Here is a 23,180-nt window from a genome sequence, read left to right as displayed (position 1 = left end):
CTGCCACTCTCTTCAGGGGACCTCTGGATTGGATATGCCCTCGGCGGGGCAGCTGTTCTTCACGAAGGAAAACTGACCCGTTATACCGAACAGGACGGCTTTCCCTTTGCTCGTGTCCGTGGATTTGCGACTACTCCTGATGGAACACTTTGGGCGGCAACTGTGGGCGGCCTGGAAAAATTTACGCACTCGCACTGGACTCGTATCGGAGGCGAAAGCGGTTATCCAGGTCGATCTCCCTGGGCTGTCTACACCGACGACCGGGGCCGCCTATGGGTTCCGTCGAGTCATTCCATCTACTACCTCGATCCCGGACAGAACCATTTCAATGTGGTTCCCGGAACGTCGGAAGAGATGGCGATCAGCATCGTCCAAGGCAAAGATCGATCCATTTGGTCGATGGAAAACAACCACCATCGACTCGAACCGATCTCTTCCGAACCGCCGCGAGAGTTCGTCTCGGATTGGAAGCCACTGAATTCGACAGGCTACTTGTTGCGCGACTCGCGAGGACAACTTTGGGCCGCGACCGAAGGAAGAGCTGCATGGAAAGGTAATCCGGCGGAGGAAATTCCCCTAGGCGAGAATTCAGTCCGAGCAAACTTTCGAACGGGGGATCGCAATTCGTTCCTGCCACTGGGGGATTTGTCAGCGGTGTCGCCGAGGATGCGCAAGGCAATATCTGGTTCGCCACGACTGAGGGATTGGAACGCCTCCAACCAATGCCAATCCGTTGGACAAGGTTGACGCCGGCATCTTCTTCCTGGGTACTGATGCGTGGACCGGATGGATATGTCTATGCGGGCGACGGCACGAGGGGTATTGTGGACGTCGCACACAATCGAGCAATTCCGAAGTCTCCCGCGGGCATCCTGACAACCTTCAACGATTCAAATGGGAAGACATGGATTGGTGCCAACGATGGACTAACGCTATGGACCCTCGCAGAGGGCTTTCATGCGGTTAAGCTCCCCAAGGAGGCATCGATCTCTCATCCGGATGGCACGTCTGACGCACCGATCATCACATCCATATGCGAAGATCGTTCGGGAATCCTCCATGTGGCTATTGCCGGAAGCGGTGAGTTTCACCTGAAAAATGGTCAATGGCAAAACCCTCAAGCTTGTCGGCCCATCCAGACTGGAGTCTTCATTCCGCCTTCACGGATGATCACAGCATGATCTGGTACGTACTCGGCAATGGTGTCGTTTCGGAATCGAACGATCGTACCTTTTTCGCATAAACTCCCGCCGCTAAATTCGTTTGGCCGACCAAACCTGATCGGAGGCGGAAAGGGGGATGTTTGGGTTGGAGGAGAGTCCGGAATCGCTCTTTTGATCGGAACTGATTTCTTCCAACTGAGTAAATGTTCTGGTGCCATGATCGGTTTCGTCACAGGACTCGTAAGAAATGATTCCGGGCTGTGGCTTGCTTCAACACGAGGTATCACTTTCGTCCCTAGCGATGTAATCGAAGACTTCAGACGTAGAAAGGACTGCGTTGCTCCTCTTCAACGCTTTGATACGTCCACCGGATTGCCGGAAGACCTGCAAGCAACTGCTGGTTATGCATCCAGCGCGATCGCTGATGCGCGCGGTCTTCTGTGGTTCGCAATGCGGAACGGGGGCATCAGTCTCGATCCGAAGAAGAACATGGTTCCGGCGTTCAAGCCATCGGTCCACCTCACTGGCTTCAGCGCCGACGATAAGCCCTATATGCTAAAGCCGGAGGTGAGCGTTCCAGCTCGAACCAATCGGCTTCAATTCCTGTTCACGGCGGTAGATCTCTTGTCGCCGCAGCGCCTTACGTTCCGATACCGCCTCGCCGGACTTGAATCAGAATGGCACGACGCGGGTGTCGAACGGGTAGCGACGTATAACGGGCTCAGGCCAGGTACCTATCGATTCGAAGTGATCGCTTCGAACGATGGAACGTTTGGAGCGATCCACGCGCAATCTTGATTGTGCATTTGAATCCAGCGTGGAATCAGACGAAGGCGTTTTATATCGCAGCAGCCCTTGCGGGAATTTTATTTGCCATTCTCGCTCTGACCTTCGAACGAGAGCGTCATGAAAAGTCTCTTCTCATGGCATTCAACGCACGTACGGCGGAGCGCACCAGTCTGGCTCGACAATTGCACGACACTTTGCTGCAGACGTTGCAAGGGAGTAACTTGATCGCGGAACACGCGGCCGAAACGGTGAATAGTGTCCCCGAGGCAAGACGAATCTTCGGACTCCTGAAAGATTGGTTGACGAGGGCCGACGGAGAAGGGCGAGCTGTCCTCGATGTCCTCCGTGAAGAGACGACCGAAGAAAACATCGAATTTGCATTGCAAGCTGCAATTGACCAGATACTACTTTGTTCGGGCATCGTCACCATTCGTACGCACCAGCGATCGCGGCCAATCCATCCCGGTATCCGCGAGGACATACTTCAGCTCTGCCTTGAAGCAGTTCGCAACGCGTGTCTTCACTCCCAAAGCCCCACGGTGAAAGTAGATTTTTATTTCGAGCGCGTCTTCGGGGTTGATATCAAGGATGAAGGAATCGGTTTCGACAGCCTCACGAAACCGGTCAAAAGAACTGGTCACTATGGATTGGCGGGGATGCGGGAAAGAGCTGCGGAAATTCATGGAAGCTTGGTGATTGAATCGTCGGCACAGGCTGGTACACACGTTCGACTAACGATTCCGGGCAAGTATGTGTACGGTCCTAAGAGCCCGATGGTCTGGCTTCAATCGACGCGGCGATTCTTGTGGCGTTAGAAGAGCCAAACTTCGTTCACCAAGCCACCTAAAGAAACTTATAGCAAGGTAGCGTCATCTCCTCGATATCATCTGCCTGACTGCCGCTTGAATGGCGGTGATCGGAGAAAATCACTATGACGACCGCCAACCGACGGCTGATGTGGCACGGCATGTTCTTGTTTCTGCTAGGTCTGGTCACTGGCATGCTCGAAACATACTTTACCAACGTGCGTATGGGAGTCTCCGCGCACCTGGAGGGGGTGATGAACGGCACCTTTTTGGTTGTGCTCGGCGCTATCTGGACCGAGGTAAGACTCTCGCCGCCAGCCAAGACAGTTGCGTTCTGGACTGCTCTCTATGGGACCTACGCTAACTGGTTTTTCACTACTCTTGGCGCGGCATTCGGCACGGCCGCCGCTAATCCGATCGCGGCAGCAGGCCATCAGGGCCAACCCTGGCAAGAGACTTTGGCCGGCGCGGGATTCCGGAGCGTTGAAGTGGCGATCACTGCCGCCTCGCTGCTCGTTTTCTGGGGCCTTCGAGCGAGGGCGCTAAAGTAAGCACCGCTACTTTGTAACAAGCCGAACCCTAAGGCTGTAGCGCTTCGCCGTAGTTGGCCCGCGACACCTCAACCACCAACCTGCTCACGCACGAAGAGTAGCCAGCTGAATATATCCTTTCATTTTCATAAACTCCTCGACGGACAGGAGATGAAAGGGGCAATACATTTTGGAGCGTCCGTTGATGCGGACTCATCGAGAGAGTACAGCTTCCAAAACCGATACGCCCCTCTTTATCTCACTCGCATTACACCCTGCGAAGCCCAAGATCAACGCGGGCTTCTGCTCGTACTTGATGACATATGAGGAGATGGGAACGACTTCCAATCCCAACTGTTGAGCCCGTCGTGTCAACCCCATTTCGGTGACACGTGTTTTGATCCAGGCCACGGTACGCATCCCAGATTGCGCGTTCTCCACATCGAGCAAGCCGGAGAGACGCCGATTCGCTTCTTCTGTAAGTAGCTGCGAACGATCCGAGTAGACCTGCCTCATCCTTCTAACGTGGTGGCCGAAGTGGCCTTCGTTGATGAATTCCGTCAGCACGGCCTGATCTAATGTCGGAGCATGACGATCGATGAAACTTCGTGCGACTCGAAATGCTTCGACTAACCGTTCCGGAACAACGATGAAACCAATACGAAGAGCGTTGAAGAGCATCTTTGTAAATGTTCCAACATAAATGACAGATCCAGATCGATCGAGGCTGTGCAACGACGCAATCGGCTTCCCGGAATAGCGATATTCCGCGTCGTATTCATCTTCGATAATCCATGCCCCAGCACGAGCGGCCCAGGAGAGAAGTTCGACTCGTCTCTCTGCTGACATGACAGTTCCAAGGGGAAACTGATTGGCTGGTGTTACATACACCACACGGGCAGCGGGCGATAATTTTATCGCTCTTGCAACATCTATACCGTTCTCATCCACTGGAATGGGAATCACACTCGAGCCAGCGCTCTGAAAGGCTTGAGCAGCTCCAGGGTACCCGGGATCTTCCATCCACACCTCGTCGCCGGGATCGAGAAGCACTCGTGCCAAGAGGTCCAATGCCTGCTGTGCTCCCGATGTAACGATGATCTGTTCAGCAGAACAACGTACTCCACGGGACTGGCCCACATATTCCGCGATCGCTCTTCGCAGAGGTGGATAACCACCTGCATCACCTTGCCCATACAAGGAACGCGGCGCTTTGCGATAAACACGCGCTGCAATCCGCGCCCACAGTTCGACTGGAAACAGGTCGATAGCCGGCTCGTAGCCCCGAAACGCCTTACCGATGGAATTCGAAGCTGGTAAGAAAAAGGTGGTTTTAAGAAGGCCCTGCGTGCGTTTTGCTATTGTCGCTCTGGAGATTAGCTGCCGGGAAGATCTTTGTCTGGTCGGAGAGGTCATCTCCCACCCTGGCGCCGGTATGACAAATGTTCCAGCACTCACTTCGGACGAAACGAATCCCTCAGCCTGAAGTTGCTGGAATGCCATCACGACTGTACCCCGGGCAAGGCCGTATTGTGCTGCCAGATTTCTCGTAGACGGCAATCGTGCTCCAGATTTCAATCGACCATCAATAATTGCAGAGCGCAGCTCAGTATAGAGCCAACGCCACATCTCCTGGCCATCTTTCCGTGGTTCTAAGACGAGGTCTTGAAATGTCTCTATCTTTGGCACTTATTTAGCACCTAGCATGGACTAGTCATCCATGCCGATTATGGACCTTCCGACTATTCCATTGCAATATAGCCTGACTGTGGAAGGAGAATACGTCGTGAAGATGAGATTGAAACCGGCGAAGGTTTCACCCGCTGCTTACCATGCGATGCTCGGATTAGAGAGCTTCGTAAGGAAGTCATCGAAGCTGGAGGTATCTCTCTTGGAATTGGTCGAGATGAGAGCCTCCCAGATAAATGGGTGTGCCTTCTGCATCGATAAGCATTCCAAGGACGCACGTGTGAATGGTGAGACGGAGCAGCGTCTCTACGCCTTGTCTGCATGGCGAGAAACGGCCTTTTTTACCAACCGCGAACGCGCGGCTCTCGCATGGACCGAAGCGCTAACCCTTATCACGGAAGGTCGCGCATCGGATGAAGCCTACGCCGAAGTTCGGAAGGAGTTTGGCGAAGAGGAGTTGGTCAACCTCTCATTAGCGATCATCACGATCAACGGTTGGAATCGACTTGCTATAGGTTTCCGCAAGATCCCAGGTGAATATCAGTCACCCAAGATCGGCTAAGCCGGTTATCGCGGACACATCATCCCGAAAGGGTCAGAAGCGATGTATAACATGAAGAAGCTCATCCTCTCTGTATTTATCTTTACTCTCGGATTTGCCACGGCAACGCATGCCCAGCAAGTGAATACGCTCTTTACGAAACAATTGCCAGAAACGCCCGGTAAAGAGATTGAAGTCATTACTGTCAATTACGCCCCAGGAGCCGTCGACGCGATTCACCAGCATGATGCGCATGCGGTTGTCTATGTTCTCGAAGGGGAAGTTGAGATGCAGGTTCGCGGAGGCACGCTTCAGCGGCTCGGTCCCGGGCAGGTTTTTTACGAATCACCTGAAGACGTTCATACCGTGAGCCGTAACGCGAGTAAGACGAAAGCCGCGAAGTTCGTCGTATTTTTCATCAAAAATAGTGGAGCGTCGATTCTCACTCCTGTTCACTAGCTTCGGACGCGAGCTATGTATTTCCCCGATGAACCATTTTGCCTAAAGCAATATTCCTTACGTGGAGGTATGTATGAATTCAAAAACCACGCAACTCAACCAGAATGGGACAGAGATTGTCCGTCTGTTTGCACGGATTGCGCTAGGGGCTTCCTTTCTAACGGCAGTGGCTGATCGTTTTGGCTTATGGGGGCCATATGGAGCAAAGAACGTATCCTGGGGAGATTTAGCTCATTTCGTGAAATACACGGGCTCGGTGACGTCTCTCTTCCCCAGTTCATTGACGGTGTCGTTTGCATGGGCGGCTACCTTCGCGGAGACATTCTTTGGGATACTGCTCATCGTAGGCTTCAAAACACGAATAGCCTCCGTCCTCTCCGGTCTTCTCCTTTTGTCATTTGCTATGGGCATGGCCACAGGTCTTGGCATCAAGACGCCATTCGACTATTCGGTCTTCTCGGCGGCTTCTGCAGCGTTCTTACTAGCGTTCTGGGCGCCTGACAGGTTCACGTTGGACAACCTTCTGAATCGATCACGAAACTGAGCGGGCGACCCGATCACGAACAACACTAACTTCGATGGCGTGAACGCTCCACGTGGTAGACACAGCGAACTCAAGGATCGGGAGCGCGCTCTCCGGGAGAGTGGTTTGCTGTCCATGATGTGACGAGATGCCGTCGCGGAGAAGGTTCAGTATGCGGCAGAGTCGTTCACCGTCGTTCGATTGAGAGATATATAGCTTAGTTTGATTGGAGGTGCGATATGCCACCACCGAAACCCGTACGGATATTGTTGGTCGATGATCACCCGATTTTTCGCGAAGGGTTGAGTATCGTCATCCAATCGCAGCCTGATTTGCTCCTTGTCGGTCAGGCGGAGAACGCGGAGGATGCTCTTTCTCAGTTTCGGTGCATCCGCCCAGACGTGACGATTATGGATCAGAAGCTTCCAGGCGCTAACGGTACCGATGCGCTGATCGCCATTCGGAAGGAAAGCCCTCGAGCGATCGTGATGATCTTGACTACTTCGAAACAAGATATGGACGTACGCCGTGCACTTAATGCAGGGGCTGCTGCCTATGTTTTGAAGAACACGCCAAAGGCAGAGATGCTGCGCGTGATCCGCTGGGTCTCCGAGGGCCGTAGACACATCCCGTCCGAGGTAGCGAGCACGATCGCAGAACATCTAGGACAGGAGGACCTTTCTCCGCGGGAGATATCAGTCCTGAGGCTGATCCGAGATGGCTATCGGAACAAACAGATCGCCCAACGCTTAGAAATCTCCGAATCGACGGTCAATTTTCATATCAGGAACACTGTCGAAAAGCTCCAGGCAAATGACCGGACTCACGCCGTGACCATCGGCTTTCGACGTGGCATCTTGGAACTCGAATAGATCGGAGAACGACGCTCCTGTAGAAATCTTCAGGCCTCCGGCTGTTCTGAAGGTCAGCCAATTTGTCCGATTTGATAATTAGCCTACGAACATTCCGTCATGCCCGGACGCTTGGCGCGAAAGAAACACCTACGTTGAAGAAGAGAGGACTATCTGATGACGAGCGACGAGGTGGAAGCCTTAATTAAAACCAAGACTCGGAATAAGGTGAGAATTCACCATCTCGAAGAACGCGTGGGAGACTCCGTCGCCTTTCTGAGCTACGCCATCGACGACCAAAACAAGATGACGATCTGGCACACCGAAGTCCCACCATCGCTGCAACACACGGGCATTGGAGGAAGGCTCGTAGGAGAAGCTGTCCAATTGGCCTCGCGTGATTCATCTCGTCTCCGCATCGTGTGCCCGTTTGCGAAGGAACATCTAGCGCGTCATCCCGAGCTCAAAGAGCGTTACGCCGTTCAACTGGAGGAGGCAAGTTCCGTTCGCGGCCTCCGTCCCAATCTTTAACCGGGGTAACACCCCCTATTCTGCACTCAGGAGGTAGATGTATGCCAAAAGCAGTGAGGTTCCACAGACTCGGCGGTCCCGAAGTCTTACAGATTGAAGAAGTGCAGGTGAGACATCCTGAGGCGGGCGAGGTCGCCGTCGATGTTGCAGCAGTCGACCTGAACCGGGCTGAAAGCATGTACTACCGTGGGAACTACTCGCAGAAGCCTGAATTTCCCTCCGGCCTTGGCTATGAGGTAGTCGGAAGAGTTACAGCAGTCGGGGAAGGAGTAGATTCCTCACTCATCGGCAAACGTATCGGAACGATTCCTGTCTATTCCATGAATCGGTACCCTGTGCTAGGGGAAAAAGCCGTTGTGCCAGTGGAAGATGTCGCGGAGCTGCCCTCATCCCTGTCATCTGTCGAAGGAGCAGCCGCCTGGATGCAGTATGCTACTGCATACGGCGCTCTCGTAGCTTTTGCCAAAGTAGGTCCAGGCGATACAGTACTGGTCACGGCCGCAAGCTCTTCGGTCGGGCTCGCGGCCATACAGGTCGTGAAGGCTCAGGGAGCAATCTCCATCGCAACCACAAGAACTTCTGTGAAGAAGCAGATATTACTGGATCTCGGGGCGGACAATGTGATCGCTACCCAGGAAGAGGACCTTCCGGCACGCGTCCGCGAGATTACAGGTGGCAAACTCGCACGAGTAGCCTTCGATGCAATCGGGGGATCTTATATTGACACGCTGGCGCAAGCTGTTGCTCCTGAAGGGACGATCTACCTGTACGGTCTTCTTTCTGAGGAAGCCAACAGCTATCCTGTAAGCGCTTTCTTCAAAAGTATTTCCCTGACCGGATACATGATGCACCAGACGACGACGCCCGAACGATTCGAGCCCATGAAGCGTTACGTGTATGAGCACCTCGCGAATGGCTCGTTCAAACCACATGTGGACCGTACCTTCCCGTTCGAACGAGCCGCTGACGCATATCGATATCTTGAGAGCAATCAGCAGGTAGGCAAGGTCGTCATCACGCTCTAAGGAGTCGCCTACGAAGCGCTCGGCTATGGCGACCCACGGCCCGACGACAAGGACTAGAGGTCTTTCGGATCATCGGTGACGTGAAAAGCCACGAACAGTTAGCCTTTAAGTGAGGTCCGCAATGTGGGAAGCAGAGATGGGCTTGACGCAAGCCAGGGCGCTGACAGGCGATTACGGTTGGCATGTACCCCGAAGTGGCGGATGTTCACGCGTCCGGCTTCTATTGCGGGAATCGGAAGACGATGCCGGCACCCAGTCGGAGGTTATTCTGTATGTTCGTGGTGCCGTTAGGAAGTTGTGTGCGAAGCCAATCTGCGTGGAACAGCCGAACGGCTAAGTGGGGTGACAGGTCCAGGTCCGCGCCGCCGCCGATCTGCAGGGCAAAGCTGCTGGCATCGGATTGAGCACCCGAAGGATCAGGAAATACGCTGTCAACACCATTCGCAATGCCGATCAGCGATTCGCCAAAAAACCTCCATTGTCTCGGTACGTTTCTGTGCCGGGGTACGGCCCACGTATAAGTCGGTCCGAAGGTAGCAGTCACCAGAGTCAACCCAACACCCGAGGAGTTGATGTTAGCTGCGTGGGTTCCGGTGATGTTAGCCGCCATGCCCAACCCACGGTAGAAGGTTGCTGTCAGTTCCGGCACTCCCCGGCAACACCTGTTTCAGCAGCTCGGGCTGGCAGAGGCCGCCACAGGTCTTCACGGTGTAGGTAAAGGCTTCGTCGTTCGGCTTGACAGGTCACCCTCCTCGCTGACATATCAGAAGATGGGTGCTTATGAGGTGATCGAGGCGGCACAGCAGGTCGCGAAATCGGTCCAGCTTCCATGGAAGGAGAGCAATGCTCTCGTCATGCGCCGAGGAAGGTACATCGTTGCCGCCGGTCTGGACTCTCCCGAGTCGTCCGCGGCGCCGGTGACACTCCATGGCGACTTTGTGAATCTCTTCGACGCCGGGCTTGCGGAGTCATCGAGCATCACGATTCACCCCGGAACCCGCACGCTGCTGCTCGACCTTCAGTCGGTCGATCGAAGCAAGCCTCAGATCCTCGCCGCATCCGGGAACATTACAGGCGAAGACGTTTCGGCTAACCGACTAAGCTTCAACTTCTCGGGAATCGAAGACACACAGGGCATAGCACGCATCTTGGCCCCACGTGTCCCGAAACAGGTGAGCATCAACTCAATTTCAGTCGCTTCCTCCACCCTCGATTACAACGGCCGCACACTTCTCATTCACCTGCTCATCTCGGCAAAGCCGTCGAAAGTAATAATCGAGTTCTGACTTTCTTTTGTAATATCAGCGAAAGCTTTGCGCTCAATTTCGTTTATTTATCATATATTTACGGGTGGTTAGGGACTCCATCTCCGTTGAGGGCAATCTGGGGGGAGTTGTTGCCCCGGAACCAAACGCTAGCATTTTTATGAGGTTCATCCTCGCATCCGCCAAAGTCTTTACCCGCAACTAATTTGTGCGTGTCCAGGCAGCAGCTGCACGTCTTCTAAACGGATATTTTGAGAGCGCAGAATCCGACTAAACTAAACTGATACGAGGGGTTTACCACGTACGATTTTGGCAGCTCTCGCATTGGAGCAAGAAGATTCTTGTCCGTCATCTTGATGGCGGGAAACCACTTATTCGCACCTTTTAGCCGTCAGTTGCGACGAACCAACGTTCAAGGCAATCTAAAAAGAATGACAAAAGCTCATCAGCATCCGCTTCAGAAGATCCTCGAGAATCGAATCGCCATCATCGATGGAGCGATGGGCACAACGATCCGTACCTATGGGATGACGGAAACAGACATTCGCGGAGATCGCTTCAAAGACTCGAAGAAGGACCTCCTGAACAACGGAGACCTGTTCTCTCTCACGCAGTCTGACATGATCTGCGATATCCATCGCCGGTTCCTGGAGGCGGGAGCGGACATCCTCGAGACCAATACCTTTGGAGCGACCAGCATCTCCCAGAGTGAATTCTTTGTGGACGATCCGCGTGAGCATGGCGGCCGAAAGGATCCTGCCTTTTATCAGAAGATCATGGAAGATCCATTTCTTAATGATTTGGCATGGGAGATCAATGAGCGGTCGGCGCAGCAATGCCGGGAATGGGCAGATCGCGTTGGGAACGCGACGGGACGCCAGAGGTTCGTAGCCGGGGCGATTGGACCGCTAACCGTCTCTCTTTCGAACTCACCCGATGCCGACGATCCAGGATTTCGCGTGGTCACCTTCGATCAGGTCAAAGAGGCTTATGCCCACCAGGTACGGGCTCTCATCGCAGGAGGTTCTGATCTTCTTCTGGTTGAGACGATCTTCGATTCGCTGAATGCTAAGGCGGCGCTGGTGGCTATCCGCGAAGTTTTTGACCAAGATGGAAAAGAACTGCCGGTGATGATTTCGGCGGCGGTGGGCCGTGGCGGCGAGACACTCATCTCCGCCCAGACCACGGAGGCATTCTGGAACGCAGTCCAGCATGTGAAGCCTTTGTCCGTAGGTCTCAACTGCTCTTTGGGACCTGACCTGATGTATCCATTTCTAGAGGAGCTTTCCGAGAAAGCAAACGTGGCAGTCTCCTGCTACCCAAACGCGGGTCTGCCGAATCCTCTTTCCGAGACCGGATTCGATCTCGGTCCAGACGACATGGCCCGTTACCTCGGAGATTTCGCAAAGGGTGGCCTCATCAACATAGCTGGTGGCTGCTGCGGCAACACCCCTGAACATATCGCGGCTATTGCCAAAGCGCTTGAGGGCAAGGCTCCGCGCCGCATAGATCGGATTGAGGCCGCAGCATGAGCGGAACTGAGAATGCAGGATCGGATACGTTGATCAAACCGCTCCGTTTGTCGGGATCACAGCCGTTTACCCAGCAGCCAGGCGTCTACATCATGATCGGAGAGCGAACCAACGTCGCCGGTTCGCCTAAGTTTGCGAAGCTCATCAAAGAGGGCAAATACGAAGAAGCAGTCAGCGTGGCTCGGCAGCAAGTAGAAAACGGCGCAAACGTTCTCGACATCTGCATGGACGAGGGTATGACCGATGGTGTCGCTGCCATGACACGCTATCTCCAGCTTCTGGCGAGCGAACCTGAAGTTGCGAAGGTGCCGTTCATGGTGGACTCCTCAAAGTGGGAGGTCATCGAGTCAGGACTCAAGTGCCTTCAGGGAAAAGGCATCGTGAACTCCATCTCGCTGAAAGAAGGAGAAGATCGGTTTCGGCGGAACGCGGCTGCCGTGCTCAAATACGGCGCGGCTGTGGTCGTGATGGCCTTTGACGAGCAGGGCCAGGCGGCAACGTACGAAGACAAGACCCGCATCTGTGAGCGCGCCTACCGGATTCTGGTCGATGAAGTCGGTTTTCCGCCACAAGACATCATCTTCGATCCCAATATCCTCACCGTCGCTACCGGCATGGAGGAGCATAACAACTACGCCGTTGACTTCATCAATGCAACGCGCTGGATTAAAGCCAATCTGCCACATGCGAAGGTGAGCGGTGGCGTCTCGAACATCTCCTTCAGCTTTCGAGGCAACAACAAGGTCCGCGAGGCCATGCATTCCGCATTTCTGTATCATGCCATCGCTGCGGGCATGGATATGGGCATTGTGAATGCCGGGCAACTCGAAATCTACGAAGAGATCTCCCCAGAGCTAAAGGTCCTTGTCGAAGACGTGCTGCTCAACCGTCGTCCGGATGCGACAGAGCGTTTGGTGGAATACGGGGAGATGTTAAAGGCCGCAGGTGCAGGTGGGGACGCGGCTGAAAAGAAGGTTGAAGAGTGGCGTAGCGGGACAGTTGAGGAACGGCTCTCCCATGCGCTGGTCAAGGGAATCGATTCCTACATCGATATCGACACAGAAGAGGCCCGGGCTAAACTGGGCCGCCCTCTCCTTGTAATCGAAGGCCCGTTGATGGATGGGATGGGCGTGGTGGGTGATCTCTTCGGGGCCGGCAAGATGTTCCTGCCCCAGGTCGTCAAATCCGCGAGGGTCATGAAAAAGGCCGTTGCGTACCTGACGCCGTTCATGGAAGCCGAGAAGCAGGCGATGGAGGCGGCTGGCCAGGTTGTTAAAGCGCAGGGAAAGATCGTGCTCGCCACCGTCAAGGGCGACGTGCATGACATTGGCAAGAACATTGTCGGTGTTGTTCTTGCTTGCAATAACTATGAAGTCATTGATATGGGCGTCATGGTGGCGGCGGATAAGATCCTTGAACGCGCCAAGACGGAGAAGGCCGACCTGATTGGCCTCAGCGGATTGATCACGCCCTCTCTCGACGAAATGGTACATGTGGCCAAAGAGATGGAACGGCAGGGCTTTAAGCTGCCTCTGCTGATTGGGGGAGCCACTACCAGCCGAGCGCACACCGCCGTGAAGATCGCCCCGCACTATAGCGAGCCCGTGGTTCACGTCCTGGATGCCAGCCGTGCCGTACCTGTAACGACCAGCCTTCTGAGTGAAGAAGGCAAGCCTGTCTTCGTGGCGCAGCATCGCGCCGAATATGAGGCAGTCCGTAAGACCCATGCGGCGCCGCGTCAGCAGGTTGTCTCCATCGAGACCGCCCGCTCAAGGCGCACTCCCATTGAATGGCGTCCGGAAGACATACCTGTACCTGCATTTACCGGCGTCCGGGTACTTGAGAACTTTCCCCTGGCAAAGCTGCGTGACTTCATTGACTGGTCGCCGTTCTTCCATACCTGGGGATTGAAAGGTATCTATCCCCGCATTCTCGATGATGAAAGACAAGGCGCTCAGGCGCGCCAGATCTTCGAAGAAGCCAATATTCTTCTTGATCGCATCATTAAGGAGAACCTGATCTCGGCGCAAGGGGTCTATGGTTTCTTTCCCGCAAATGCCGTTGCGGATGATGTCGAGTTGTACACCGACGGTACCCGTGAACAGGTGCTTGATCAATTCCACTTCCTCCGCCAGCAAGCAAACCGGGAAGGCAGCGAACCGTGCCGTTCGCTTGCGGATTTCATTGCACCCAAAGCAACAGGATTGCACGACTACGTTGGAGCTTTCGCAGTCACCTCAGGCATTGGCGTCAAGGAACTGTGCGATCGATTCAGAGCAGAGAACGATGACTACAACGCGATCATGGCGGAGGCAATTGCGGATCGGCTTGCCGAGGCGTTCGCGGAATGCCTGCACAAACAGGTTCGCGATGACTGGGGATACGGCTGCAGCGAAGGTTTGAGCCCCGCCGATCTTATCCAGGAAAAATACCGGGGAATCCGGCCTGCTCCGGGTTACCCAGCGTCTCCTGACCACACCGAGAAGGGAGCCATTTGGCGCCTGCTCGATGTGGAGGCGAACACCGGGATGCTGATTACAGAGTCGTTCGCGATGTGGCCGGGATCAAGCGTAAGCGGAATTTACTTTGCTCATCCAGAATCGCGTTACTTCAGCCTCGGCAAGATTGACCGCGATCAGGTGACGGATTATCACGTACGCAAGGGGATGAGCGTTGCCGAGGTCGAGCGATGGCTTGGACCCAACCTGAACTACGATCCCGCGAATAGCATGGTCCCTGCCTTATCGACGTAAAGAAGTGCTTCTGCGCGAGTTGTTCTTTCGCGCAGATTCAGCTGCATCCGCTTATCGTTCCGGTACCTGCCAGCCCGCAAGAGTTTGGGCCAGGGAGATCTTGTCGGAGCCACCCTTGGTAGTCGCTTCCGCCATTTTGGGGAATGCCCCTGCGATATCGGAAGACTGAGCCCACACCGGGACATCTTTGAGAGTGTAATGATAGTCGACCACGGTCTCCGGAAAACCGCTGGGGCCCTTCTCCGGCGGAGTGGAATTGTCGATTGAGGTCACTTCCCGATGGCCATAGCAGAAGCGCGGAGCGAAACGCTCTCCAGTCCTGCTCACCGTATAACGGGTCGTCTTCACCGCCGACTCGTAGCTTGACTCAAGCAGGCGCGATCGGACAAGCGAGTTCATCTGCTTGGTCTCCGTGGCGTCGGAGGTGGCGTAGGGGAAACGAATATTGGGGAAAAGGCACTCAGAGCGGTCAAGAAAATAAGTATTGATGGTCCGGGTAAAGTTCTGGGGAGTCGCCTTGTTCTTGGTGTTACAACCTGTGAGCAGGCAAAGCAAGCCAATTACGGCAGAGGTTCGTGCTGCCAGGGCAAACCGGTTCAATCTTTTGTACGGGCAAGGGCGTTCCATTCGGTCTCCTGAGTGAGTGCAAACGACGTAAAAGGTAAAAGAAACTTCAAAAAATTCTTTTGCTCTGCATAAGATGCTATCTCGGCTTCAAGCGGCTGAAGGGTGTACTCTTCCCCTGCAACAGAGATTGCTTCTTTTTATAGCCCTGCACCTGAATCTGGTCCTGCATTGCAAAGGAGAAGACATGAACGCCACGAAGTCTCTCGCTGTACTTGTGCTCACGCTGGGCACATTTTGCGCCTACGCCCAAACCACGCCGCCATCGGATGCGAATACGGGGCGACCGTTAACCGATGACGACATCGCCGTACTACGACAGGATGTTCAGGCCGATAAGACCGAGATCATCACCCGGAACATGGATTTCACCGAGGAACAATCCAAGGCTTTCTGGCCGGTTTACCGAGAATTTGCGCTGGAGCAGCAGAAGATCGGCGATCAGCGGGTCGCGTTGATCAAGGACTACGCGGCGAATTACAACACCATTGATGATGTACAGGCCGACAGCTACATTAAACGTGCCGTTAAATTCGATGAAGACAATGCCTCTCTGCGAAAGAAGTACATTCCTAAATTTAAGAAGGCAATCGGCGCCAAGCAAACCGCAAAGTTCCTTCAGGTAGAGAACCGTCTGGACCTGCTGGTGAGGGTACAACTCGCCGCACTGTTGCCGATAATCAAATAAGACAACTCGGTTTCGAAAGGGCGGCAGCTGCCGCCCTTTCGATTGCTGAAGAAGGTTCTTGTCCGTAGGACCTGCCCAATCTGATATTGGTAGTGCCATGCGCTCTCCAATTTCTTCAGGCTGGGGAAGGCGGTCGCTCTTCGGTCTGACCGCCTTTGCTGCGGCTTCCATCATGCTGACGGTCTTCGTTTTTTCCAGGGGCACCGTTGGCTTGCCGCCCGGGCAGGAACGAAGGTCGATGCCATCGTTGAAACTCACGCTCCTGACGGGTGAGTCGTGGAGTCTTGCCGATCACCGCGGCCAGGTGGTTGCCATTAACTATTGGGCCAGCTGGTGCGTTCCCTGCTGGGAGGAGACGCCGGTGCTGGCGCGTCTGGATCGTGAGTTGGGCTCGAGGGGGCTGAGTATTGTCGGAGTCGACATGGATGAGCGCGAGTCAGACGCCTTCCCTGCGGGAGTGACCCATTTCGTTGACACCCTTCATGTGCCTTATCCGATTGCGCTGACGCCTCCGATGTCGCAGATGGCCTATGGCATGGAGGGTCTACCCACGACCGTGCTCGTGGACCGGAGCGGCCGGATTGCCCGCACCTATGTGGGGGCAATCCGTGAAGCGGCATTTCGAGCCGATGTGAAGGTTCTTCTCGAGGAAGCTGCGCAACCCTGAGAGGCCGGGGATCCACTTCTTCCTATTTCCCTTCCGAAGCCGCTCCGAACGTTTCGCCGAAGTAGAACCGTTCGACGGCCAGGCAAAAGATATGTTCGAGCGCCAGATGGCACTCCTGGATGTTCATGGTTACGTTGGAAGGGATGATGACGTTATGGTCGAACAGGGAAGCCATCTTGCCGCCGTTGTTCCCGGTAAAACCAACGGTGGTGATCTTCATCTCCCTGGCCTGCTGGGCAGCCTGAAGGATGTTCTTCGAATTTCCCGACGTGGAGATTCCAAGAAAAACATCGCCGGGCTGGCCGAGCGCTTCAATCTGGCGCGCAAAGATGCAGTCAAAGTTGAAGTCGTTTCCAGCGGCCGTCATGATCGAGGTATCCGTGGTCAGGGCCACAGCACGCAGGGCAGGACGATTTTCCACGAGCCTGACGACGAACTCCGCGACCAGGTGTTGAGCATCGGCTGCCGAACCCCCGTTGCCGGCGACCATCAGCTTCCCGCCGGCCAGCATGGCTTTGGCGGTCAATTCCGCAACGGTCACAATGGTATCGGCGATCTGCGAATCTGCCAAAGTTGCCTGCAGGGCAGAGATCGACTGCGCAAGTTGCTTCTGAACAAGAGATTTCATGGGTTCTCCGGATGCTTTGTCCACCAACAACAGGGTACGTGATTCGGAGAGAAAAAATCTATCCGCGCTCCTGACACCTTTTGGTGAGTTGTTAGAGTGGAGCAAGCGAAAAAGAGGAGCTTTTCAGACGTGCGATCGATCGTGAAGTGTCTTACAGGGCTGATTTTTCTGTCACAGGGAGTTTCCGCGCAACAGCAGCCATCGAATCTGGCAGCCAATGGGCCAGAGGTTCTATTATGGCCCTCCGGGGCACCCGGGGGCCAGGGAAACGATGACGCCGACAAACCTGAATTGACTGTCTTTCTTCCTCACGGAGCCAATGCGACGAAGACGGGTGTCGTGGTGGCGCCGGGCGGAGGATATCAGCACCTCGCAATGGAAAAGGAAGGATTCGCGGTTGCCCGATGGCTGAATGACCACGGCGTCGCCGCGTTCGTTCTTCGCTACCGTCTGGGACCGAAGTATCACCATCCGGTAGAGCTGGGAGACGCACAGAGGGCGATTCGGCTGGTACGCGCGCACGCTGCAGAGTATGGCCTCGCCGAGGACCACGTGGGGATGTGGGGTTTTTCGGCGGGAGGCCATCTTACCGCGACGGCGGGAACCCACTTTGACTCCGGAGAGGCGGCCGCAGTCGATCCGATTGAGCAGAAGAGCAGCCGTCCGGATTTTCTGATCCTGGCCTACCCCGTTATCACCATGATGGACTCTTCAGTCCATGTGGGTTCGAAGCAGAACCTGCTGGGCGAGAATCCGAATCCGGGGCTGGTGAGCCTGCTGTCGGACGAGCTTCAGGTCACACCACAAACGCCACCCACGTTTCTGTTTTCTACGACCGATGACAAGACGGTCCCGATTGCCAACAGCGTGATGTTTTACGAAGCACTCGTGCGTGCAGGGGTTCCGGCAGAGATGCACGTGTTTCAACATGGCGCGCATGGCGCCGGGCTGGCGCCGACGAATCCGCAGCTCAGTGTGTGGCCCGACCTGCTGATCAAGTGGATGAGGGAGCGCGGCTATGCGGCGCCGGCGCAATAGGAGGGTTGGATGACGCCAGCAGAGTTCAAGACGGCGAACCCGGAGCAGTTTTGCGGGCCATTGCTGGCCCTCTGGTGGGACGCGCAGGGAAATTGGGAGCGCGCCCACGAGATCGCGCAGGAGATCGAGGATTCAAGCGGCTCCTGGGTACATGCGTACCTGCACCGAAAGGAAGGCGACGAAGGGAACGCCGGATATTGGTATCGCCGCGCCGGCCGGCCCCAGGCGAAGGGGGACCTTGAGCTCGAGTGGACCCGGATCGTTGAGCAGATGCTTTCAGAGCGATAGTGCGCGCGCAGAAAAGGCAGTTCTTTCTTCCAGATTGAGATTTCCTGCTTTGTGATGGGCTTCCGCTTGTGTAGATTAAAAGGCGTCATCGACATATGTCTTGCTCCCACGCCGCAGCGAGGCACAAAACTGCAAATTTGTCGTTCCACGGCGAACGATTGTGTTTGCACGTTTTTCTCTTTTCCGAACATAGAAAATCTATTCAGGCAGGTGATGGATCCATGCGTGTTGCCGTAGTGAAGGTGTTTCTGGCTTTTCTGTTGGTGCTGGGGGTCGGCGGGCCCATGCTAGCCGGACAAGCTGCCTTGGCCCAGGCTCCTGCAGCCACTGCTCCTCTCTCTCAGGAGGACCGGCTGGCTACGATTGAAAAGCAGACAGCAAGCAACGCGACGGCGATCGCCGCTGCCCAGACCTCAGGAGACAACGGCTGGATGCTGGTCTCCGCCGCCCTGGTCCTCATGATGAGCGGGCCTGGGCTGGCGCTGTTCTATGGCGGCCTGGTGCGGAAGAAGAATGTTCTCGGCACGATGATGCAGACCTTCGCGATGATGGCGATGGTGACGGTGCTGTGGGCGTTGGTGAGCTATTCGCTGGCCTTCGGGCAGGGTAATCCATTTATCGGCGGCTTCCACAACGCCTTTCTCCGTGGCGTGGGCCTGGCGCCCGACCCGGCGTATGCGGCGATGATCCCGCTGCAGACGTTCATGGTTTATCAGCTGATGTTTGCGATTATTACGCCGGCCCTGATTACAGGGGCCTTCGCCGAACGCATGAAGTTCTCCTCGATGTTGGTCTTCATGGCGCTGTGGACACTGGTCATCTATAGTCCCATGGCGCACATGGTCTGGGGCAAGGGCGGTCTGCTGAATGCGGCGCAGGCAGGATGGCTGCCGTGCCTGGACTTTGCCGGCGGAACAGTAGTGCATGTCACCTCAGGAGTCTCGGCGTTGGTGACGGCGATCTATCTGGGTAAGCGGCTTGGCTACCCAAAGGAACCCATGCCCCCGCACTCGGTGGTCCTCAGTTTCATCGGGGCCTGTCTTCTTTGGGTGGGTTGGTTCGGCTTCAACGCGGGCTCAGCGCTTTCGGCGGGCACGCTGGCGACCTCGGCATTTGTGGCGACGCACTTCGGCGCGGCCGCGGCGGCTATCGGCTGGAGCGCAGCGGAGTGGATGCGGCAGGGGAAGGCCTCGGCCTTGGGTGCGATCTCAGGCGCCGTGGCCGGACTGGTTGCGATTACTCCGGCGGCGGGCTTTGTGACACCCATCTCGGCACTGTGGATCGGACTGATGGCGGGTGTCTTCTGCTACCTGATGGTGGTGAAGGTGAAGGCGTGGTTCGGCTATGATGACTCCCTCGACGCCTTCGGAGTTCACGGAGCGGGAGGAACGCTGGGAGCGATTCTGACGGGCATCTTTGCCAACAGCGCCATCAATCCCATCTTCGGAGCGGGCAAAGCGACGGGGCTATTGGAAGGGAACTGGCGCCAGCTCCTGAACCAGATTGGCGGGGTGGCCATTGCATGGACTATTTCGATCGTGGGTACGCTTATCATTTTGTTCGTTGTGGACAAGACGATGGGGCTTAGGGTGAGTGAGGATGAAGAGCGCGATGGCCTTGACCTTTCTCAGCACGGCGAAGAGGGTTACGACTGGGCGCATTAGAGTTGAGGGGCGCGGGCCCGAGAGGACGATAGAGATATGCAGAAGATCGAAGCGGTGATTCAGCCGTCGAAGCTGGACGCGGTGAAAGATGCCCTGGTCGAGATTGGGGTGGACGGCATGACCATTCTGGAGGCTCGCGGACACGGACGCCAGAAAGGGCATACCGAGGTGTATCGCGGCCGCGAATACTCGGTGGACCTGCTTCCGAAGGTGAAGCTCGAGATCGTCGTTACCGACGAGATGGTCGATCGCGCGGTGAGCGCCATTATCGCTTCTGCCCGGACCGGAACCATTGGTGACGGCAAAATCTTCATCTCGAAGATCGACGAGGCGATTCGAATTCGCAACGATGAGCGGGGTGAGATCGCTCTCTAGGCGCAGGCTCGTTTGGGGAAATCCTCGGTCGAGGAGAAATAGCGAACCCGGAGCGATGCTGCGGGGGAAACGATAACCTGAAGGCTCGGGAGAAGAAATGCAGGCGAGCGAGTCCACAGGCGGCGAACGGCGTAATCTGTACCAGCGAAGGATGCTCGAGATTCGCGGAGCTTTCGAGGCGGGAGCCTCGGGCACGGCGACGCTGGCAGCACGAACCTCGGCTGCGGACGAGTTGGTTAGCGAGCTGTGGCGCGAGGCTGCGCAGCGCAATCCTCGACTTGCCGCAGGAGTTTCGCTGCTGGCAATTGGAGGCTATGGCCGCAGGGAGCTGTTTCCCTACTCCGATGTCGATCTGTTGTTTCTTCTGGACGCGAAGGTCAACGAAAAAGACCTCAAGGAATCGATCCGTCGTATCGGCCAGGAGATGTGGGACTGCGGAATCCGCGTTGCGCAGACGGTGCGCAAGCTTGCCGAGTGCGAGAGATTCTCCGAAGAAAATGCGGAGTTCACGGTCGCATTGATGGATCGTCGTCTGCTGATCGGGGACGCGGGGTTGTATGCGCGGCTTTCGGACGAGACCATGCCGAAGCTGGTGGAACGCGATCGTGATCGAATCCTCGATCGTCTGCTGGAACTGACCCGTGAGCGCCACGCCAAATACGGCAGCACTCTCTTTCATCTGGAGCCCAACATCAAAGACTGCCCGGGAGGGCTTCGCGATATCCACGTCCGCGGATGGCTCAAGATGCTCGACGGCACGATGGCCGACAGCGTCACGGCTGCGCACGAGGCGGAATTTCGACAGGCGGTGGAGTTCCTGAGGATGGTGCGCTGTTTTCTCCACCACCGGCACGAGCGGGACGATAACACGCTGGACTGGCAGGCGCAGGACGCCGCGGCTTCGATGTCCGCGGGAGTCGCCGGAGATCGCGATCAATCCGTGGATGCGGCGTATTGGATGCGGATCTATTTTCGTCATGCGCGCAGCATCGAGCGTGCGCTGAAGCGGGCGACCGAGGACCTTCCTCCTCGCAAGCGCGCGAAGAAGTTTACGCTGAAACGCGACCGGGTTCCGGAGACCGCGGGGGAGTTCCGGATCGAGCGCGGCCAGGTCATTCTAGCGCCGTCTCCTTCGGGAAGTCCCGGCGAAGACCCGGCGCACGATCCCGATGTCGTGTTGGATATTTTTATCGCGATGGCGCGCACCGGCTGCACGCTCGGCCGCGAGACGGAGGAAAGGCTCTCTCAGGCCCTGGGGCTGATCTCTGCCAATCTGGAGGAGGGGACGCCGCTGTGGAGCCGCCTGCAGGAGATCCTGGTCGGTCCGCAAGCAGGAGACGCGCTTCGCGCGATGCATGTCCTGGGCATGCTGGAGCTGCTGATCCCCGAGTTTCATGGAATCGATGCCCTGGTTATTCGCGACGCCTATCACCGTTACACCGTGGACGAGCACACCTTCGTGCTGATCGACACGCTCCATGGGCTGGAGACGGCTCCAGTGGCGTCGAAGCTGGAATGGGGATCCCGTGCCGAGTGGGCCTCACGGTTTGGCGCCTTACTGCGCGAACTTCCACACCCGGAGTTGTTGTACCTGATGGCGCTTCTGCACGACACAGGCAAGGGCCGGAACACGGGCGACCACGCAGAGGAGAGTGCGCGGATGGCTCGCGGCCTGCTGGCGCGGCTGGAACTGGACTCCTACGAGAGCGAGTTGGTGCTTAGCCTGATTGCGAGCCATCTGGAGATGTCTTCCACGCTGCGGCGGGATATCTTCGATGCCGAGACGGTGCGTGCATTCGCAGGTAAGGTGCAGACTCCGGAGCTCCTTCGCATGTTGACCCTGTTCACCTATGCGGACATCAACGCCGTGCACCCCGACGCGCTGACACCATGGAAGGCAGAGAATCTGTGGAGGCTCTACATCGCGACCGCCAACTATCTGGATCGAAGCGTCGATGACGAGCGTGTGGGCGCCCAGGAGGCCCGCGAGCTGGTGGATCGGGTCTCGGCGCTGGTGCCGGATCAGCGAGCTGCTGTTGCGGAGTTTCTCGAAGGATTTCCCGAACGCTATGTCCTGACCCGTCCTCCGGAGCAGATTCGTACTCACTTCAACATGTCCGAACGGCTCAAGGAAGACAGAGTGCAGCTGGACTTTCGCTATGCCCCCGCTTTCAGCGAGCTGACGGTCGTCACCCCCGACCGCGCGCTTCTGTTCGCGAACATGACGGGAGCGCTCTCGGCGTGGGGAATGAATATCGTCACTGCGGATGCGTTCTCTAACCGCAAGGGGATTGTGGTCGACAGCTTCCGGTTTACCGACACCTTTCGAACGCTGGAGATGAATTCTTCCGAGCACGAGCGGTTCGTAAAGAGTATCTACGAGGTCATGACCGGCGCCATGCCGATTGAAAAGCTGTTGAGCGGACGGCGCCGGGTTCGTCGGAAAGCTCCGAAGGTCGTTGTCCAGCCGCGTGTGGAGTTCAACGACGAGGCATCGTCGCACAGTACATTGCTCGAGGTCATTGCGCAGGATCTTCCTGGCCTTCTTCGCGCGCTTAGCCTCACTCTCGCGGCGCACGGGCACAACATCGAGGTCGCTCTGGTCGATACCGAAGGCGAGACCGCGATCGACGTCTTCTATCTGACTCACGAGGGTGCAAAGCTCGAGAAGAAGCAGCAACGTGCCCTGCGCGCCGCGCTGCTTGAAGCGATGGAAGAGAATGCCCGCTGAGGTGCAGGAGAGAAACGATG

At 56.1% G+C, this 23,180-nt stretch carries 24 protein-coding genes; 20 read left to right on the top strand and 4 right to left on the bottom strand.

The window, feature by feature from the left end:
• Positions 1 to 722: 722 nt before the first annotated feature.
• The 4 genes from AC5S26_RS21665 (at position 723) to AC5S26_RS21650 (ending at position 3,309) form a co-directional block, all read left to right on the top strand.
• Entirely contained in the window at positions 723 to 1,181 is a 459-nt protein-coding gene (locus AC5S26_RS21665; protein ID WP_494187027.1) for a hypothetical protein, read from the top strand.
• A gap of 198 nt (positions 1,182 to 1,379) precedes the next feature.
• Positions 1,380 to 1,961 (top strand): triple tyrosine motif-containing protein, encoded by a 582-nt coding sequence (locus tag AC5S26_RS21660; protein ID WP_494187026.1) that lies wholly within the window; start codon positions 1,380 to 1,382, stop codon positions 1,959 to 1,961.
• Positions 1,962 to 1,969: 8 nt separating this feature from the next.
• On the top strand, positions 1,970 to 2,767 hold the full coding sequence (locus AC5S26_RS21655) for a sensor histidine kinase (protein WP_494187025.1): 798 nt from the start codon (positions 1,970 to 1,972) through the stop codon (positions 2,765 to 2,767).
• A gap of 116 nt (positions 2,768 to 2,883) precedes the next feature.
• Entirely contained in the window at positions 2,884 to 3,309 is a 426-nt protein-coding gene (locus AC5S26_RS21650) for a styrene oxide isomerase (RefSeq protein WP_494187024.1), read from the top strand.
• Positions 3,310 to 3,501: 192 nt separating this feature from the next.
• Here AC5S26_RS21650 and pdxR read toward each other — a convergent pair whose 3' ends face one another.
• A complete protein-coding gene (gene pdxR / locus AC5S26_RS21645; RefSeq protein WP_494187171.1) occupies positions 3,502 to 4,917 on the bottom strand; it encodes a MocR-like pyridoxine biosynthesis transcription factor PdxR in 1,416 nt (471 codons plus the stop codon).
• A gap of 163 nt (positions 4,918 to 5,080) precedes the next feature.
• On the opposite strand from pdxR, the gene AC5S26_RS21640 reads away from it, so the two are divergent.
• From AC5S26_RS21640 to AC5S26_RS21615, 6 genes are all read left to right on the top strand, one after another.
• Positions 5,081 to 5,539, top strand: a complete 459-nt coding sequence (locus tag AC5S26_RS21640) for a carboxymuconolactone decarboxylase family protein (RefSeq protein WP_494187023.1) — start codon at positions 5,081 to 5,083, stop codon at positions 5,537 to 5,539.
• Between the two features lie 51 nt (positions 5,540 to 5,590).
• A complete protein-coding gene (locus tag AC5S26_RS21635) occupies positions 5,591 to 5,977 on the top strand; it encodes a cupin domain-containing protein (protein WP_494187022.1) in 387 nt (128 codons plus the stop codon).
• A gap of 73 nt (positions 5,978 to 6,050) precedes the next feature.
• Positions 6,051 to 6,521 carry a DoxX family membrane protein gene (locus tag AC5S26_RS21630; RefSeq protein ID WP_494187021.1) on the top strand — a complete coding sequence of 157 codons (471 nt, stop codon included), beginning with the start codon at positions 6,051 to 6,053 and terminating at the stop codon, positions 6,519 to 6,521.
• 218 nt (positions 6,522 to 6,739) lie between these two features.
• The gene (locus AC5S26_RS21625; RefSeq protein ID WP_494187020.1) at positions 6,740 to 7,372 is read left to right on the top strand and encodes a response regulator; all 633 of its coding nucleotides are present in this window, start codon (positions 6,740 to 6,742) and stop codon (positions 7,370 to 7,372) included.
• A gap of 156 nt (positions 7,373 to 7,528) precedes the next feature.
• Positions 7,529 to 7,882: a GNAT family N-acetyltransferase gene (locus AC5S26_RS21620; protein WP_494187019.1), complete on the top strand. Its 354-nt coding sequence runs from the start codon at positions 7,529 to 7,531 to the stop codon at positions 7,880 to 7,882.
• Between the two features lie 41 nt (positions 7,883 to 7,923).
• Positions 7,924 to 8,907 (top strand): zinc-dependent alcohol dehydrogenase family protein, encoded by a 984-nt coding sequence (locus tag AC5S26_RS21615; protein WP_494187018.1) that lies wholly within the window; start codon positions 7,924 to 7,926, stop codon positions 8,905 to 8,907.
• Positions 8,908 to 9,127: 220 nt separating this feature from the next.
• On the opposite strand, the gene AC5S26_RS21610 is transcribed toward AC5S26_RS21615, so the two are convergent.
• Positions 9,128 to 9,556 carry a hypothetical protein gene (locus tag AC5S26_RS21610; protein WP_494187017.1) on the bottom strand — a complete coding sequence of 143 codons (429 nt, stop codon included), beginning with the start codon at positions 9,554 to 9,556 and terminating at the stop codon, positions 9,128 to 9,130.
• A gap of 121 nt (positions 9,557 to 9,677) precedes the next feature.
• On the opposite strand from AC5S26_RS21610, the gene AC5S26_RS21605 reads away from it, so the two are divergent.
• From AC5S26_RS21605 to metH, 3 genes are all read left to right on the top strand, one after another.
• Positions 9,678 to 10,193: a hypothetical protein gene (locus AC5S26_RS21605; protein ID WP_494187016.1), complete on the top strand. Its 516-nt coding sequence runs from the start codon at positions 9,678 to 9,680 to the stop codon at positions 10,191 to 10,193.
• Between the two features lie 410 nt (positions 10,194 to 10,603).
• Positions 10,604 to 11,704 (top strand): homocysteine S-methyltransferase family protein, encoded by a 1,101-nt coding sequence (locus tag AC5S26_RS21600; protein ID WP_494187015.1) that lies wholly within the window; start codon positions 10,604 to 10,606, stop codon positions 11,702 to 11,704.
• Positions 11,701 to 14,457 (top strand): methionine synthase, encoded by a 2,757-nt coding sequence (metH, locus tag AC5S26_RS21595; RefSeq protein ID WP_494187014.1) that lies wholly within the window; start codon positions 11,701 to 11,703, stop codon positions 14,455 to 14,457. The genes AC5S26_RS21600 and metH overlap by 4 nt, the downstream gene beginning before the upstream one ends.
• A 51-nt stretch (positions 14,458 to 14,508) precedes the next feature.
• On the opposite strand, the gene AC5S26_RS21590 is transcribed toward metH, so the two are convergent.
• Positions 14,509 to 15,084 carry a hypothetical protein gene (locus tag AC5S26_RS21590; RefSeq protein ID WP_494187013.1) on the bottom strand — a complete coding sequence of 192 codons (576 nt, stop codon included), beginning with the start codon at positions 15,082 to 15,084 and terminating at the stop codon, positions 14,509 to 14,511.
• 184 nt (positions 15,085 to 15,268) lie between these two features.
• Between AC5S26_RS21590 and AC5S26_RS21585 the strand changes: the two genes are divergently transcribed.
• On the top strand, positions 15,269 to 15,769 hold the full coding sequence (locus AC5S26_RS21585) for a hypothetical protein (protein WP_494187012.1): 501 nt from the start codon (positions 15,269 to 15,271) through the stop codon (positions 15,767 to 15,769).
• 97 nt (positions 15,770 to 15,866) lie between these two features.
• Positions 15,867 to 16,436, top strand: coding sequence for a TlpA family protein disulfide reductase (locus AC5S26_RS21580; protein ID WP_494187011.1), 570 nt, complete (start codon positions 15,867 to 15,869; stop codon positions 16,434 to 16,436).
• Between the two features lie 22 nt (positions 16,437 to 16,458).
• Here the strand turns inward: AC5S26_RS21580 and AC5S26_RS21575 are convergent, their stop codons facing one another.
• Positions 16,459 to 17,064 carry a D-sedoheptulose-7-phosphate isomerase gene (locus AC5S26_RS21575; RefSeq protein WP_494187010.1) on the bottom strand — a complete coding sequence of 202 codons (606 nt, stop codon included), beginning with the start codon at positions 17,062 to 17,064 and terminating at the stop codon, positions 16,459 to 16,461.
• A gap of 129 nt (positions 17,065 to 17,193) precedes the next feature.
• On the opposite strand from AC5S26_RS21575, the gene AC5S26_RS21570 reads away from it, so the two are divergent.
• The 5 genes from AC5S26_RS21570 to glnD all read left to right on the top strand — a co-directional run bounded on the left by AC5S26_RS21570 (position 17,194) and on the right by glnD (position 23,160).
• Entirely contained in the window at positions 17,194 to 18,102 is a 909-nt protein-coding gene (locus AC5S26_RS21570; RefSeq protein WP_494187009.1) for an alpha/beta hydrolase, read from the top strand.
• A 9-nt stretch (positions 18,103 to 18,111) separates the two neighbouring features.
• Entirely contained in the window at positions 18,112 to 18,390 is a 279-nt protein-coding gene (locus AC5S26_RS21565; protein WP_494187008.1) for a hypothetical protein, read from the top strand.
• A gap of 221 nt (positions 18,391 to 18,611) precedes the next feature.
• Positions 18,612 to 20,054 (top strand): ammonium transporter, encoded by a 1,443-nt coding sequence (locus tag AC5S26_RS21560; RefSeq protein ID WP_494187007.1) that lies wholly within the window; start codon positions 18,612 to 18,614, stop codon positions 20,052 to 20,054.
• A 36-nt stretch (positions 20,055 to 20,090) separates the two neighbouring features.
• Complete coding sequence (locus tag AC5S26_RS21555; protein WP_494187006.1) at positions 20,091 to 20,429, top strand: P-II family nitrogen regulator; 339 nt, start codon at positions 20,091 to 20,093, stop codon at positions 20,427 to 20,429.
• 97 nt (positions 20,430 to 20,526) lie between these two features.
• Positions 20,527 to 23,160, top strand: coding sequence for a [protein-PII] uridylyltransferase (gene glnD, locus AC5S26_RS21550; RefSeq protein WP_494187005.1), 2,634 nt, complete (start codon positions 20,527 to 20,529; stop codon positions 23,158 to 23,160).
• Positions 23,161 to 23,180: the final 20 nt, after the last annotated feature.

The organism is Edaphobacter sp. FHG110511_03 (assembly GCF_059115365.1).
This window is presented reverse-complemented; position numbering and strand designations above follow the sequence as displayed.

Excerpts from the sequence above, each read along its gene's own strand:
- AC5S26_RS21665 (WP_494187027.1), top strand. The coding sequence starts at position 723 with ATGCCAATCCGTTGGACAAGGTTGACGCCGGCATCTTCTTCCTGGGTA.
- AC5S26_RS21660 (WP_494187026.1), top strand. The coding sequence starts at position 1,380 with ATGATCGGTTTCGTCACAGGACTCGTAAGAAATGATTCCGGGCTGTGG.
- AC5S26_RS21650 (WP_494187024.1), top strand. The coding sequence starts at position 2,884 with ATGACGACCGCCAACCGACGGCTGATGTGGCACGGCATGTTCTTGTTT.
- pdxR (WP_494187171.1), bottom strand. The coding sequence starts at position 4,917 with ATGTGGCGTTGGCTCTATACTGAGCTGCGCTCTGCAATTATTGATGGT.
- AC5S26_RS21640 (WP_494187023.1), top strand. The coding sequence starts at position 5,081 with ATGAGATTGAAACCGGCGAAGGTTTCACCCGCTGCTTACCATGCGATG.
- AC5S26_RS21635 (WP_494187022.1), top strand. The coding sequence starts at position 5,591 with ATGAAGAAGCTCATCCTCTCTGTATTTATCTTTACTCTCGGATTTGCC.
- AC5S26_RS21630 (WP_494187021.1), top strand. The coding sequence starts at position 6,051 with ATGAATTCAAAAACCACGCAACTCAACCAGAATGGGACAGAGATTGTC.
- AC5S26_RS21625 (WP_494187020.1), top strand. The coding sequence starts at position 6,740 with ATGCCACCACCGAAACCCGTACGGATATTGTTGGTCGATGATCACCCG.
- AC5S26_RS21620 (WP_494187019.1), top strand. The coding sequence starts at position 7,529 with ATGACGAGCGACGAGGTGGAAGCCTTAATTAAAACCAAGACTCGGAAT.
- AC5S26_RS21615 (WP_494187018.1), top strand. The coding sequence starts at position 7,924 with ATGCCAAAAGCAGTGAGGTTCCACAGACTCGGCGGTCCCGAAGTCTTA.
- AC5S26_RS21605 (WP_494187016.1), top strand. The coding sequence starts at position 9,678 with ATGGGTGCTTATGAGGTGATCGAGGCGGCACAGCAGGTCGCGAAATCG.
- AC5S26_RS21600 (WP_494187015.1), top strand. The coding sequence starts at position 10,604 with ATGACAAAAGCTCATCAGCATCCGCTTCAGAAGATCCTCGAGAATCGA.
- metH (WP_494187014.1), top strand. The coding sequence starts at position 11,701 with ATGAGCGGAACTGAGAATGCAGGATCGGATACGTTGATCAAACCGCTC.
- AC5S26_RS21590 (WP_494187013.1), bottom strand. The coding sequence starts at position 15,084 with ATGGAACGCCCTTGCCCGTACAAAAGATTGAACCGGTTTGCCCTGGCA.
- AC5S26_RS21585 (WP_494187012.1), top strand. The coding sequence starts at position 15,269 with ATGAACGCCACGAAGTCTCTCGCTGTACTTGTGCTCACGCTGGGCACA.
- AC5S26_RS21580 (WP_494187011.1), top strand. The coding sequence starts at position 15,867 with ATGCGCTCTCCAATTTCTTCAGGCTGGGGAAGGCGGTCGCTCTTCGGT.
- AC5S26_RS21575 (WP_494187010.1), bottom strand. The coding sequence starts at position 17,064 with ATGAAATCTCTTGTTCAGAAGCAACTTGCGCAGTCGATCTCTGCCCTG.
- AC5S26_RS21565 (WP_494187008.1), top strand. The coding sequence starts at position 18,112 with ATGACGCCAGCAGAGTTCAAGACGGCGAACCCGGAGCAGTTTTGCGGG.
- AC5S26_RS21560 (WP_494187007.1), top strand. The coding sequence starts at position 18,612 with ATGCGTGTTGCCGTAGTGAAGGTGTTTCTGGCTTTTCTGTTGGTGCTG.
- AC5S26_RS21555 (WP_494187006.1), top strand. The coding sequence starts at position 20,091 with ATGCAGAAGATCGAAGCGGTGATTCAGCCGTCGAAGCTGGACGCGGTG.
- glnD (WP_494187005.1), top strand. The coding sequence starts at position 20,527 with ATGCAGGCGAGCGAGTCCACAGGCGGCGAACGGCGTAATCTGTACCAG.